12 protein-coding genes are annotated in these 13,862 nt (G+C 61.1%); 3 read left to right on the top strand and 9 right to left on the bottom strand.

The annotated features are described in order from the left end of the window. The first annotated feature begins 135 nt into the window (after window positions 1–135). Window positions 136–1,029: an EamA family transporter gene (locus ACTG1P_RS05535; RefSeq protein ID WP_440000703.1), complete on the top strand. Its 894-nt coding sequence runs from the start codon at window positions 136–138 to the stop codon at window positions 1,027–1,029. A gap of 130 nt (window positions 1,030–1,159) precedes the next feature. After that, entirely contained in the window at window positions 1,160–3,010 is a 1,851-nt protein-coding gene (locus ACTG1P_RS05540) for an extracellular solute-binding protein (protein WP_440002284.1), read from the top strand. A 94-nt stretch (window positions 3,011–3,104) separates the two neighbouring features. Here the strand turns inward: ACTG1P_RS05540 and ACTG1P_RS05545 are convergent, their stop codons facing one another. Both ACTG1P_RS05545 and ACTG1P_RS05550 read right to left on the bottom strand, forming a co-directional pair. Next, a complete protein-coding gene (locus ACTG1P_RS05545) occupies window positions 3,105–3,497 on the bottom strand; it encodes a DUF2750 domain-containing protein (RefSeq protein WP_005334204.1) in 393 nt (130 codons plus the stop codon). 159 nt (window positions 3,498–3,656) lie between these two features. Further along, window positions 3,657–4,205, bottom strand: coding sequence for a hypothetical protein (locus tag ACTG1P_RS05550; protein ID WP_440000704.1), 549 nt, complete (start codon window positions 4,203–4,205; stop codon window positions 3,657–3,659). Window positions 4,206–4,450: 245 nt separating this feature from the next. On the opposite strand from ACTG1P_RS05550, the gene ACTG1P_RS05555 reads away from it, so the two are divergent. Continuing rightward, a complete protein-coding gene (locus ACTG1P_RS05555) occupies window positions 4,451–4,699 on the top strand; it encodes a TIGR02647 family protein (RefSeq protein ID WP_005334209.1) in 249 nt (82 codons plus the stop codon). Here the strand turns inward: ACTG1P_RS05555 and ACTG1P_RS05560 are convergent. The 7 genes from ACTG1P_RS05560 to ACTG1P_RS05590 form a co-directional block, all read right to left on the bottom strand. Beyond that, a complete protein-coding gene (locus tag ACTG1P_RS05560) occupies window positions 4,686–4,991 on the bottom strand; it encodes a hypothetical protein (protein ID WP_021231075.1) in 306 nt (101 codons plus the stop codon). The genes ACTG1P_RS05555 and ACTG1P_RS05560 overlap by 14 nt on opposite strands. A gap of 90 nt (window positions 4,992–5,081) precedes the next feature. Then, the gene (locus ACTG1P_RS05565; protein WP_005302803.1) at window positions 5,082–5,291 is read right to left on the bottom strand and encodes a cold-shock protein; all 210 of its coding nucleotides are present in this window, start codon (window positions 5,289–5,291) and stop codon (window positions 5,082–5,084) included. Window positions 5,292–5,499: 208 nt separating this feature from the next. Continuing rightward, window positions 5,500–6,600 carry a dihydrolipoamide acetyltransferase family protein gene (locus ACTG1P_RS05570; RefSeq protein ID WP_440000705.1) on the bottom strand — a complete coding sequence of 367 codons (1,101 nt, stop codon included), beginning with the start codon at window positions 6,598–6,600 and terminating at the stop codon, window positions 5,500–5,502. Continuing rightward, complete coding sequence (locus tag ACTG1P_RS05575; protein ID WP_021231077.1) at window positions 6,597–7,583, bottom strand: alpha-ketoacid dehydrogenase subunit beta; 987 nt, start codon at window positions 7,581–7,583, stop codon at window positions 6,597–6,599. Before ACTG1P_RS05575 ends, ACTG1P_RS05570 begins: the two co-directional genes overlap by 4 nt. Further along, window positions 7,576–8,664, bottom strand: coding sequence for a pyruvate dehydrogenase (acetyl-transferring) E1 component subunit alpha (gene pdhA, locus ACTG1P_RS05580; RefSeq protein ID WP_440000706.1), 1,089 nt, complete (start codon window positions 8,662–8,664; stop codon window positions 7,576–7,578). The genes ACTG1P_RS05575 and pdhA overlap by 8 nt, the downstream gene beginning before the upstream one ends. Window positions 8,665–8,949: 285 nt before the next feature. Beyond that, window positions 8,950–9,819, bottom strand: coding sequence for a hypothetical protein (locus ACTG1P_RS05585; RefSeq protein WP_440000707.1), 870 nt, complete (start codon window positions 9,817–9,819; stop codon window positions 8,950–8,952). After that, window positions 9,816–13,805: an amino acid adenylation domain-containing protein gene (locus tag ACTG1P_RS05590; protein ID WP_440000708.1), complete on the bottom strand. Its 3,990-nt coding sequence runs from the start codon at window positions 13,803–13,805 to the stop codon at window positions 9,816–9,818. Before ACTG1P_RS05590 ends, ACTG1P_RS05585 begins: the two co-directional genes overlap by 4 nt. Window positions 13,806–13,862 lie beyond the last annotated feature (57 nt).

Consider the following 13,862-nt stretch of genomic DNA (forward strand, 5'->3'; position numbering starts at 1 on the left):
TACCAGAAAACCCCAAACGGGTCTTTCTCCTTGACACTCACCATCTGCACAAGGGTATGCTCCCCCCCTTGCCGATCGCGCCGAGCTGTGTAAACCCGCTCACTCGCCGCAGTGCTGATGACAAGGATTTCAACCATGCAAACCAAAGATAAGTGTCTGGCCGCTCTGGTCATCCTCTGCTGGGGGCTCAACTTCGTCGCCATCAAGTGGGGGCTGGAGGGGATTCCCCCCCTGCTGCTGGGGGCACTGCGCTTTATCGGTGTCGTCTTTCCCGCCATCTTGCTGGTGCCCAAGCCCGCCATGCCCTGGCGCTGGCTGCTGGCCTATGGCGGCACCATCAGCCTCGGCCAGTTCGCATTTTTGTTCAGCGCCATGAAATTCGGCATGCCCGCAGGTATGGCCTCGCTGGTGCTGCAGTCGCAGGTGGTGTTCACCCTGCTGTTTGCGATGATCTGGCTCGGGGAGCGCTGGCAACCCCACCACTGGGTGGCGCTGCCCTTGGCGGGTTTCGGCCTCTATCTCATTGCCACCCACGGTGGAGGCAACTTGACCCTGTTAGGGTTTGTACTGACGCTGTGCGCCGCAGCCTGTTGGGGCCTTGGCAACGTCATCAATCGCCAGATTGGTCTGCGCTACCAGACCACGCTGCCAAGCCTGATCGCCTGGGGCGGTCTGGTACCGATAGTGCCGTTTTTCGCCCTATCCTGGCTGTTCGAAGGGCCGGAGCTGATGGCCAGCAGCCTGCTCAACTTCAGCTGGCAGGGATTGCTGTGCGTGCTCTATCTCTCGTATGTCGCGACCTGGCTCGGTTACGGCCTGTGGGGACGACTGCTGATGCGCTATCCGGTGGCACAGGTGGCACCACTCTCCCTGCTAATCCCCTGTGTCGGCATGGTCACGGCAGCGCTGCTGCTCGATGAACATCCAACACCCTTGCAGTGGCTGGGCTCAGCTCTGGTGCTGCTCGGCTTTGTGATCCATCTGCTGGGTAGCCGACTGCGCTGGTTCAAACCACAGAGAGCGACATGATGAGCGCCAGCCCATTTACGCTATTTCATTGACCTGACAGGATAAAATTTTCATGATGAGCCAGTCCCCATCGGGACTGACGTCATCAGAGCGTGATCTGCAGGAAGCAGATTTTCAGGAGAGCAAGGACATGCCATCGACCATCACCGCCGGGGAGCGCCGACTCCCCCCTATCATTCGCGCCACCGCCATCACCCTGACCCTGTGCTGGAGCCCGTTTGGCTGGAGTGCCACGCTGCCTGCCGACTTGAAGTGGGAGAGCAACAACCAGGATCCTCTCTATGCCGATCCGGCCGCCAAACGCGGCGGCACCTTTCGCACCTTTATGACCAGCTTCCCCCTGACCCTGCGCAAATATGGCCCCGACTCCAACGGCGGCTTTGCCGGTTACGTGCGGGAAACCAACCTGCCACTGCTGAGCACTCATCCCGTCACCGGCAACCCCATGCCGATGCTGGCAAACGAGTGGGCCTTCGGCGCCGACAACAAGACCCTCTATTTTCGCATCAATCCCAAGGCGCGCTGGTCAGACGGCCAGCCGGTCACCGCCGATGACTGGCTCTTTACCCTCAAGATGATGCGCAGCAAAGAGATCAACGCCCCCTGGTACAACAACTACTACAGCACCCAGATAGCCGATATCACCAAGTTTGATGATCACACCCTGGCCATCACCAGCGGCACCGAAAAGAGCCGCCAGGATCTGCTCGAGTCACTGCCCATCAGCCCGGAGCCGAGCCACGCCATCAAGCTCACCGCCAACTGGGTCAAGGAGTACAACTGGAAGGTGTTGCCAGTCACCGGCCCCTATCAGATCGATCAGGTGAAAAAGGGCAAATCGGTCACCTTCAAACGGATTGAACACTGGTGGGGGGATGACGAGCGCTACTTCCAGCATCGCTTCAATCCTGCGCGGCTCGAGATCAAGGTGCTCAGGGATCTGAACATCGCCTGGCAGCACTTCCTGCGCGGCGATCTCGACACCTTCCCGCTGGTGATGCCCAACTGGTGGCACGACAAGACCAAAACCGCCGAGTTCGAGAAGGGGTATATCGGGCGCACCTGGTTCTACAACCAGACCCCGCAATCACCGATGGGGCTCTATCTCAACACCGCCGATCCGCTGCTGAATAATCTCGATGTGCGGCTCGGGATCCAGCATGCCCTCAACCTCGACAAGATGCTCACCACCCTGCTGCGGGGGGATTACCAGCGACTCAACAGTTATGGCTCAGGTCAGGGTGAATTTACCAACAGCGAGCTCAAGGCCCATCCGTTCGATCCCAAACTGGCACGGGAATACTTTGCCAAGGCAGGCTTTAACAAAGTGGGGCCGCAGGGGATTTTGCAAAACGACAAGGGGCAGTCACTGACCCTCGCCATCACCTACACCACCGCAGAGCACGCCCAGCGGCTCACGCTGTTGCGGGAAGAGGCCAAGAAGGCGGGGCTTAATCTGGAGCTCAACCTGATGGATGCCTCGGCCGGTTTCAAATCGATGCTGGAGAAAAAGCATCAGAGCGCCTGGATGGCCTGGGCGAGCAGCCGCTATCCCGCCTATTGGGAGTTCTTCCACAAGGTCAACGCCAACAAACCCCAGACCAACAACATCATGAACATCGATGATGACGCCATCACAACCTTGGTGGAGCAGTATGACAAGGAGTTCGACTTTGCCAAAAAGGCGGCCCTGTCACGGCAAATCCAGCAGCGGCTCTATGAGCTGGCGAGCTTCGTCCCTGCCTATCAGGTGCCCTATACCCGGGAAGGGGCCTGGCGCTGGATCAAACTGCCAAAAGTACCTGCAACGCCCAAGAGCGAGCAGCTCTACTGGCCCCTCGGTGGCGACAACAGCGGTTACAGCTATGGCGGTCTGCTATGGATTGATGAAGAGCTAAAATCCGAGACCAGGGCAGCCATCAAGAGCGGCAAGACCTTCCCGGCCGAGCCCATCATCGACACCACCTATCGCCAGCCTTGATAGCGACCACTCATTTGGCAAACAGACCTAAAACAAAGACCCCGCCAGATAGCGGGGTCTTTGTTGGCAACCGGTGTTGCGAATAGCTCGGTGATCAGCCGCGTTTGGCCTGCTTCTCGGCAATGGCGTCAGCCACGTCAGCCGGCTCCAGTACGATGCCTTCCTGATCCGGGGTCGGGAACACGGCAACACACAGCTCGTCCTGCTCCATACCGTCAACCCAGCGCTCCAGCCATACCTTCAGGGTGATGGACTGCGGCTTGCAATCGGCCCACTCGCCTTCGGCCCACGCCTTGGCGTACTCCGGGTGCGGCCATACCGGGATGCAATCTTCATCATCGGTGGTCAGCATCATGACGCCATGCTCGTCAGTCAGGACGAACAGCTCTTCATGCTCGACCAGCTTGCTGATGAAGTGATCGTAACGGTAATCAGCGTTCAGTTGCAGCGCGGCATTGCGCTCGGTGTCGCTCAGTTCATAGCTCATTGGCCAAGTCTCTCTCTCGATAAAGGGCGCCATGTTCACATCTTGTCGTCAGCTTGTCCAGCTTGCAGCCCCTTGGCACCGGATGGGGAGGACAATGACGCCAATAAGGATAGAGCAGCCTCCTCGATAGCGAGACCGCCAGCCATCATATTGCCCCTTTTACAAGGCAGGGGTGATCAGCTCCACATCAGGCTGCTCGCTCAGCTTTTGCCGCAGCCAGTAGGCGGACTCCACTTCGACAAAGCAGAGCAGATCCCGGCCATTGGCCGCCATCGCCATCAGCTGCTCAAAACGCAGCTGTTGCAGTTGCTCCCAGGCGGCAGCGAGTTTCACCCCGTGGGCTTCATCAACCACTTCGCGACGCAGCTCGAACAGGTTATCGGTGATCGGGCTGTTGATCTTGGCGGCGCTGTGCCAGTACATCAGCAGGTTATCCATCATCTCGCTGTCGTAGTTGGCCAGTGCATCCAGCTCGGGTGTATCACCGCTATCGCTGGCGGCAAAATCGCACCAGCCCGCATCGAGTGACGCCAGCTCATGAGCCCCCTTGGCATGCTTGCGCAACAGTGCAATGTCGGCCCCCTTGCGTGCAGGCAACCATACCTCGCCCTGATGGGTATCCAGCAGGGACGTCAACGAAGCAGTGGGGTAAACCGGAAAGCGGGTACAAAGTGAATGCAGCAGGGATACCAGAGTGATCTTGACCATGAGCGATACCTTGAACAGGGCGAACAGCCACCAATAGACCGTCCGATATAAAGAAGTGCCCTATCCTACCACGTTTGGTCCGGCTCGGCCCTTGGCGAAGCTGTCAGCCAACCATCTGATTACGCCGAAAAAAACAGCATTTGAAACGCAGCATCCAGCCAAAGATCAATAATTTGAGCCAGCGCCCACTAAAGTGGATCCGGGGATGCTAGTTTGCATACATCTTTAGCGTAAGGAGTAAATCCATGATTGGGATCGACCAGGTTTCTAACGAATTCGTGAACGATTTGAAAATACTGGCATGCTTTGATCCGGCCAACATGAGCCTGGGGATTAAATTACGCAGCGATATGTCTGAAGAGTTGTGCCAGGCGGCAGCCCGTCTGCATCAACAGGGGCTCATCAGCGCAGAAGATGGCGGCTATCTCACCCCGTTTGGCATGACCATGGTTGAACACCTGCAACATCTGCTGGTCGCACTCAAACCGCTTTGACCGGCTGTGGTGCCCAGAGCGAAAAGTTGAGTAGCTCCCAGCGCTCCCCTTGGTGAAGATGACAGGCAAACAGCAAAGGACCTTCGGGTCCTTTTACTTTGCCATCCACCAGCCACTCCCCCTCCCTTTCAGGTACCAGTCGCGCATTTACCTCATCGGGTTGCAGCGCAGCACCTATTCGGACCTGGACAAACTGCTGGCAGATCACCTGCGCTTCCATCGCGGATTGAACCGGTACCGGCGCATCGGACGTCGGAGTCAAGGTGGCAGCAAGCAGGAGCGATAGCAGCATGATTCAGCACATGGGAGTCAGTAGCAGAAGCCATATAAACAAAAAGCCGTGGCACCAGAGGTACCACGGCTTTCTTAAATTCTGTAAGAATTACAGAGCGGTTACGTTCTCAGCCTGCGGGCCTTTCTGACCTTGGGTCACAGAGAACTGTACGCGCTGACCTTCAGCCAGGGTACGGAAACCGTTACCTTGAATGGCGCTGAAGTGAACGAAAACGTCCGGGCCGTTTTCTTGCTGGATGAAGCCAAAACCTTTGGTTTCGTTGAAAAACTTAACGGTACCGGTGATCATGTTAGACATATCTTTTAAACCTGTATTCAAAATAATTACTTATGCTTTTCAGCGGGTAAAGCTCAAAAAACGGGATTAACTTATGAACAACAGGACAAGATGTGAAACATCGTATTCATTGACATAACTATCGCCCTTTCAAGCTGGTTTGGATTATACGTGGCTTTGTAGATTACGCAAACAAATTTGTGCCCTGCCAATGACAGGGCACAAACCGTTATAAGGTAGCCGCTTCCAACGCTTCGACCAGCGCTCTTAGAAAACGAGCCGCCTCCCCGCCAGTACAGGCTCTGTGGTCAAATGTCATCGACAGCGGCAATGCCCTGACGGGACGCGCTTCACCATGGATAAACACCACTTTTTCGAACAGTTTTCCTGCCCCTATGATGGCCACCTGCGGCGGCGTGACGATGGGACTGGCATAGCGGCCCGCGATGGCACCGAAGTTGGTGAGCGTAATGGTCGCCCCCTGCAACATCTCGCGCGGCACGGCGCGCGCCTTCACATCGGCGATCATCCGATCCAGCCCTTGCCGGATATCCGCCCCCTCCCGCTCGGCCACATTCTCCATCACCGGCACATAAAGGCCATGCTTTGAATCGACCGCGATGGCCACATTGACCTCTTTAAACAGCCGCCGTGACAGGGTTTCACCATCAAACCAGGCATTCATCGAGGGCTCGGCGCGGCACGCCACGCCAATGGCCTTGATAAGGCGCACCGTCACATCCTCATCAGGGCGCCAGTGACGCAAATCCACCTCGTCGGTGATGCTGACCGGCACCACAGTCTGATGAGAGAGCTCCATCGCCTTGGCCATGGCCCTGCGCGACCCTTTGAGGAATTCGTTGCCACTGCTCTGCTGGGCCTCGAATGCCTGCTGCACATCCAGCTCGGTCACCATGCCGCCGCTGCCACTCCCCTTGATCCGGTCGATTTCCAGACCCAGCTTCTGCGCCAGCAGGCGCACGGCAGGCATGGCTTGCACCAGCGATCCCCCCGGGGCAATGGCCCCTACCACGAAGTGATCCTCGATATGCTGCTGATGGGCGCTCACCTTTCCCACCACGGTACCATCATCTTCACCCCCCTCGAACTCCACCAGCGGCGCACCGATATGGAGGATATCTCCCTCTGCGCCGCAGAGACGGGCAATCACCCCGGCCACCGGAGAGGGCACATCCACCAGCGCCTTGGCCGTTTCCACCGACAAGAGCACCTGATCGACCGCAACGCTATCACCGGCGCTCACCTTCCATTCGACGATCTCGGCTTCGGCCAACCCTTCACCCAGATCCGGTAATTTGAAAAATTTCATAGCCACTGGTTCTCCATCAGCTGGTGAGCGGCATCGGCGATATCCTGCTCGGTGATGAGGTAATACGCTTCGTTGCGATAGTAGGGAACGGCGGCATCCACCCCGGTCAGCCGCTTGGGCGGCGCCTTGAGGCTGGGAAGTGCCTGCTCGGTCACCCGCGCCACAATCTCGGCCCCGACCCCGAAGCTGCCACACGCCTCGTGTACCACCAGCAAGCGACCGGTCTTGCGCACCGAGGTGAGGATGGTCTCCATATCCAGCGGCTTGATGGTGGCCAGATCCAGCACCTCGCACTGGATATCCTGCTCGGCCAGCAGGTTCGCCGCCCGCATCACCTCCTGAATGCAGGCCCCCCAGGCCACTACCGTGATATCCCGGCCCGGGCGCAGGGTGAAGCAGACATCCAGCGGCAGGCCGACACCGTCATCCACCACCTCGGATTTCATCGAGCGATAGATGCGATCCGGTTCGAAAAACATCACGGGATCCGGATCACGGATGGCCGACAGCAGCAAACCATAGGCGCGTCTCGGGCTGGAGGGGATCACCACCCGCAGCCCTGGAATATGGGCAAACAGCGCCTCGACACTCTCGCTGTGGTGTTCCGGCGAGTGAATGCCCGCGCCATACGGGGAGCGATAGACAAGGGGACAGGAGAGACGGCCACGGGTACGGTTTCGCATCCGCGCCGCCTGACAGATGATCTGCTCCATCCCGGGGAAGATGAAGCCCTGAAACTGGAACTCCGCCACCGGCTTGAGCCCCTGGGTGGCCATGCCGACCGCCACCCCGGCGATCAGCCCCTCGGCCAGCGGCGTGTCGATCACCCGCTTGAAACCGAACTTGTCGCGCAGGCCCACTGTGGCGCGAAATACCCCGCCATTGACCCCCACATCTTCACCCAGTACCACCACATCCGGGTCGTGCTCCATCTCGTAGTGAAGGGCCATGTTGACCGCTTCCAGCAAGCTGATCTCACTCATGGCCAACCTCCTGCTTCATCCCCTTGGCAATGATCCGCTCACGCTGGGGCAGCAGCTCGGCAGGCAAGCTGGCGTAGTGATAGTCGAGCATCGCCTCCGGCGGCTGGGGCGCCATCGCCTCGTAACGGGCGACCGCCTGCTCTACCTCCCGGGTAGCTTCCGCCAGCAGGCTCTGCTCTTGCTCTTCGTCCCACCACCCTTTGCTGTGCATGAACTGGCGCAGCCGCTTGACCGGCTCTTTCGCCCAGGCGGCCTCGACCTCGGCCCCATCGCGATAGCGGGTGGCATCGTCAGCAGTGGTGTGATCGCCGAGACGATAACTGACCGCCTCGATCAAAGTCGGCCCCTTGCCGCTGCGGGCCCGTTCGACGGCACTGCGGGCGGCATCGTAGACCGCCACCACATCGTTGCCATCCACCTGCAAGCTGCGCACCCCGGCACCAATCCCCTTCTGGGCCAGCGTAGGGGCGCTCGATTGCAGCTTGCGCGGCACCGAGATGGCCCACTGGTTGTTGTTGACGATGATGACCATCGGCAGGTGCCAGACCCCGGCGCAGTTGAGCCCCTCCAGAAAATCCCCCTTGGAGGTACCGCCGTCGCCGATAGTGACCACGGCAACCCGCGGTTGATTACGCAGTTTGAAGGCAGACGCAATACCACAGGCATGGGTGATCTGGGTGGCGATGGGGACGCAGATGGGGAGATCTTCAGAGGGAGTTCCATCGGGTTTGAGAAAATAACTGCCCCGCTCGTCACCGCCCCAATATTGCAAGTTCTTCTCCATCGGTACGCCCCGCACATAGAGGGTGGGCATGTCCCGATAGTAGGGAACGTAGACATCCTGCGGTTGCATGGCCAGACCAATGCCAATCCCCACAGCTTCTGCGCCGAGATGGGAGGGAAAAGTACCGAGTTTGCCGGTTCGTTGCAGCGCAATCGCTTTTTTGTCATAGCTGCGCACCATCACCATATTGCGGTAGAAGGTGTGTAGTATCGCCTTGTCCAGCCAGGTCGGTAAGGTGGCGACCGGGCACCCTTCCGCATCGAGGTAACGAAGGAAAGGGATGTCGACATGGGTCATAACTGGCTCCTTGCCGTTGTGAGCGTCACCGATGCTGGTGACACCTAGATGTAAATGCCTTGTTAAATAAAAAGCAAAGGGATTTACTCAGGTAAGACCAGTAGAAACTTCTTTAAAGTAGCGAAGGAGCTGAATTTTCGGCGATGGGTGGCAAGGTATGCCGTAAATGGTGCAACTTTGCAGCGCTGAATGCAGGATGCCAAATGTGAAAAAGGGGAGCCTGGCTCCCCCATTGAGTTGTTTCAGTTATCTGTTACTTCGGTCAGCCGTTACTCCAATCAGCAGTTACGCCAGCCAGTGTTGCAGCTGGCGGGCCATGCCAGCTGGCAGCAGGTGAGCGCGACTCAGCAAGCGGCTGCGCCAGGGATCGGCCAGCAAGGTGGGGCAAATTCGCAACTCCCGTCCCCTATCCGCCACTCGCACCAACCGATCGATGAGGGTCTCCAGCGGCGGATGCACCGGCCAGTGAGGATAGAGGTCGGCGGTCGCAATCCCGGCCAGATCGCACACCCACTCCTCTGCCCAATCTCCCTTCTCATCAACCATTGGCCAGGGGTGAAGCACCTGCAGCCAGCCCGGCCGTGCAGCCTCCAGCAACTGGCCCAGCGTCGGCTGCGCAAAGTGGGGATCTCCTGCGACTTTGAGCAGATGACGCACCCCCGCCAACACCACCACGCCGCGGGCGGGAAGTGCAAGAAGATAGTCGGCCAGCGCCTGATCCCGCCCCCTGTTGTGTCGCTGCCACAGCTCCGGGCTCATCTCCTGCCACTCGAATGAGGGCTCGCAGAGATGCACCCGCAGCCGCATATGTTCAGGGCGCGCCGGATTGCTCTGGCGAAGAGCGGAAAAGAGAGCCGGAAACTCGGGGGCCATCCAGGCGGGAAAGGCGCAGGAGTCAAGCCAGACCGGATAGAGCCGTACCAGCGTGAGCGGCTCCCCCAGCCAGCTCTCCTCACCCGCCAGCCAGGCATCGAGCAAGCTCTGATGGCGGCGATTGCCGCACTCCAGCACCAGATCGGTCATGATTCCCCAGAGTGCCGGATCGCAGAGCCAGGCGTGCTGGCGCCGGATAAAATCCGGGTGCCAGTGCGGCTCCCCTAGCCCCACCAACTTGCCCGCCTGCAAGGCTTCCCGGATGGCGGCAACCGGGGTCATGAGTCCCCCTCCTGCCGGATGTGCGGTTGTTGCCAGACCCCATCGACCCGCTCACAAATAAGGGCGCCGATCTTCGCCAGCCAGTCGGGATGCACCATCTCCTGATGCAGGCAGGGGAAGCGCTCATAGCGGATTTCGCCTTTTGTCAGCGATGCCCAGCCACGTCCATCCAGCCAGGGCTGGCGGGAGGCTGACGCCTCGATAAAGGTCACTTCCCCGTGGTAGCAGTAGTCGACCGGCTCACGGATGAGCCGGTTGTTGTGGCCCACCAGCTCGATCATGGCGCTCACCACCTGCTCGTCGAGCATGGCCAGCGCACTCCCCTCTGCCCCCAGTCGGGCCACCACCTCGTCGCGAGTGAGGGAGTCGAGCGCCTCGTCCGCAACCGCAATGCCCCCCATCCGCAGCAGCGCATCGAGCATCCGCTGCTCGTCGGGCAACGGCTGGGTTTGCCACTGCTGACAGGGGTAGGCATCGAGCAGCAGCACCATGGCCACCTCCTGTCCCTGCTCTTGCAGCATGGCGGCCATCCGGTGCACCAGCATGCCCCCGAGCGACCAGCCGAGCAGCCAGTAGGGGCCCTCGCTCTGCTGACGACGCAGCTCGGTCACATAGTCGAGTGCCAGCTCGTCGAAGCTGGCAGGCAGCGGGGCATCCGGCTGACAGAGCGCCCGCGCTTGCAGGGCATAAACCGCCATGTCGGTCGGCAGATGGGGCACCAGCGGCGCATAACACCAGCCGAGCCCCCCTGCGGGGTGGACACAAAAGAGGGTGGGGCACGATGTGCCAGACTGCGCACCATGCGCCCGCAGGGGCAACAGCATGGGCATGCCCTCCCGCTCGCCGCCAAGACGGCGCGCCAGCTGGGCAGGGCTCGGCGCTTCGAACAGACTAGCCAGAGTGAGCGCCTGTCCGATTGATTCCTCAATACGCACCACCAGCTGCGCCGCCAGCAGGGAGTGGCCGCCGAGGGCAAAGAAGTTATCGTCGGCGCCGACCCGCGCCAGCCCCAGAACCTCGGCGAAGAGGCGACAGAGCCGCTCCTCCAGCAGGGTTTTCGGCAGCGCCTGACCCACCGCCGACGCCATATCGGGCAGCGGCAGCCCCTTGCGATCCAGCTTGCCATTGGGGGTGAGCGGCAGCTCGGCCAGAGTAACCAAAAGTCCCGGTACCATGTAGTCGGGCAACGCCGCGCCAAGGGCAGGTGCCAGCTCGGCCAGCGTCAACTCGCTACTATCTGCGGCCACCACATAGGCCACCAGACGGCGATCGCCGGGGGCAAATTCGGGGGCCAGCACCACCGCCTGTGCTACCCGGGGATGGCGCAGCAGCACCTGCTCAATCTCCTCCAGTTCGATGCGTTGACCACGGATCTTCACCTGAAAATCGAGGCGCCCCAGATACTCGATGGCGCCATCCTCGCGCCAGGCGGCCAGATCGCCGCTGCGATAGAGCCGCCCCGCGCCGAAGGGGTTGGCAATAAAGCGCTCGGCGGTGAGCTCGGGCTGGCCAAAGTAGCCCTCCGCCACCTGCACGCCGCCGATCCAGAGCTCCCCCGCCACACCGGGCGGCACTGGCTGCAACCAGGGGTCGAGAATGTGGATACAGGTATTCCAGACCGGATAGCCGATGGGCACGCTGGTCACCGCCTCATCTGCCCGGCAGGGATACCAGGTGACGTCCACCGCAGCCTCGGTCGGGCCATAGAGGTTGTGCAGGGGGGCTGAGAATGCCCCATACCAGCGCTGCACCAGATCCGCGGGCAGCGCCTCGCCGGAGCAAAATACCTGCCGCAGGGCGCGGCAACGCGCAGGCTCGGCCTGAGTGACAAAAATCTGCAGCATGGAGGGGACAAAGTGCAAGGTGGTGATCCCGGCCTGCTCAATCAGCTCGGCAAGGTAGGCGGGATCCTTGTGGCCACCCGGTTTGGCGAGCACCAGCCGCGCACCTGTCATAAAGGGCCAGAAGAACTCCCAGATGGAGACATCGAAACCGGCCGGGGTCTTTTGCAGCACCCGATCCGCCGGGCCGATGGGATACATATGCTGCATCCAGAGCAGCCGGTTGACGATGGCGCCATGGCTCACCACCACCCCTTTGGGCCGACCGGTCGAGCCGGAGGTGTAGATGATGTAGGCCGCATCTTCCGGTTTGGGGGCTGGCAGCTCACAAGGTGCTGTCGTTGCCAACTCTACCGCCGCCAGCTGCTCTGCGACACCGGGGGCATCGAGGCAGACAAGTGGCGCTGCCACGTTGAGCGGCATCTGAAGCGTATGGCTGGTCAACACCAGCGCAGGATCGCTGCTGGCGAGAATGTAGCCGATCCGCTCCGCCGGATAGTCCGGGTCAACGGGCACATAGACGGCACCCACCGCCATGATGGCCTGCTGGGCGAGAATAAGCTCGGGAGAGCGCGGGATCACCGCAGCCACCCGACAACTGGGGCCCACGCCCCTTCCCGCCAGATAGCTGGCCAACTGGCGGGTTCGCTGGCGCAGCTCGACCACACTCCAGCGCTCGGCGCCACACTCCAGCGCGATGGCGCTCTGATCCGCCGCCGCCAGTCCTTCGGCCAGCAGTGCGCTCAGGGTGGTGGTCGGCAACGGATGGTCGGTTTGGTTCCAGCGCACCAGCTCAGCCAGCTCGCAGGGCAGCAGCAGCGGCAAACGCACCGCTTCGGCCTCATCATCCGCCTCACTCCAGGCCGCCAGATAGGCGACCAGCCGGGCCAGATGACGTTCACTCTCCTGTTGGCTGAAGCGCCCCTGACGGGTTTCGAGGGTCAGGGTCATCGCACCTGCCTCTTCGGCAAAGTAGAAGGCGCACTCCTCCACCAGCCCCGCCGCCAGCACCTGCACCTCGCCACGAACTTCGTTGTGCCCTTCACCAAAGCTGAGGGTACGGGCAAAGGGCATCAAGTTTACCTGAGGGCCAAACAACGGCTGGCCCGGCTGGCGCTGTTGCAACCACTCCTGACGGCAGCCCTGATGGCGGCGCAGGGCGGCAAATTGCCGCTCGACCTGTGCCAGCAACTCCCCTACCCGGCTGGTGCCGCTCAGTTCAATGCGCAGTGGCACCACATTGACCTTCATGCAGGGGGTATCGGCCGCCGCTGAGCCCAGCCGCCCCATCAGCGGGATACCCAGCACCACCTCGCCAGCGCCGCTCATCCGCTGCACATAGCTGGCCACCGCCGCCAGCAGCAGGCTGTAGGGGTGGCAGGCCGAGCGACTCGCCCGCGCCACCAATGCCTGCCACTGGCGGCCAGCCAGCCGCTGTTCAAGACGATATGTGGGGCCCGGCCCTTGCGCCGGACGGCGGGAGAGCGACGCAGGGTTCTCCACCCCGGCCAGCTGCTGCACGAAGAAATCGCGATCCCGCGCGGCACGCGGCGAATCCTGATAGGCCGCCTCTTCGGCCAACAACTCCTGCTGAGTCGCATAACGGCAGGGAGCAGGCTGTTCGCCCGAACAAAGAGCCTCATACCAGCTCGCCACCCGCTGGCAGAGCAGGCTCAGGCCAAAGCCGTCGATGGCGATATGGTGCACGGCGATAAACCAGGCCCCCCCCCCCTCGCCAAGGCGATAGAGGGTGGTGGCAAACAGCGGCCCCCCGGCCAGATTGAAGGGGACTGCCAGCAGTGCACGCATCTCGGCCTGCGCGGCCGCGAGTGGGTCGGCTTCGCTGCGCAGATCCCGCTCGGTCAGCTGCCAGCAGGCGGGGTTGGCCACCATCTGCGGGCCATCGGCAGTGGCCACAAAGGCGCAGTGCAGACCGGGGATCTCGTCGATGGTCTGGCGCACCGCGCGGGTGAAGTGATGGGGTGCCAGCCCCCCCTCCAGCAGCCAGTACTCGCCGGTATTGCAGGCGGGACTCTGCGGGTATTTTTGCTGGGCAAACCAGATGCCCGCCTGAGCGGTGGTTAGCGGCCAGCGCGGCTGCTCACCACGCTGGTGGGTGGCGCGCATCGCCATTGTCTGTTCCATGGAAATGTCCTTGCGCAAACATCGAGCAGGTAGTGAGTTGCTCCTGCCCGCATGGCT

The sequence above is a fragment of the Aeromonas sp. 11P genome (assembly GCF_051920165.1).
Taxonomy (GTDB): domain Bacteria; phylum Pseudomonadota; class Gammaproteobacteria; order Enterobacterales; family Aeromonadaceae; genus Aeromonas; species Aeromonas veronii.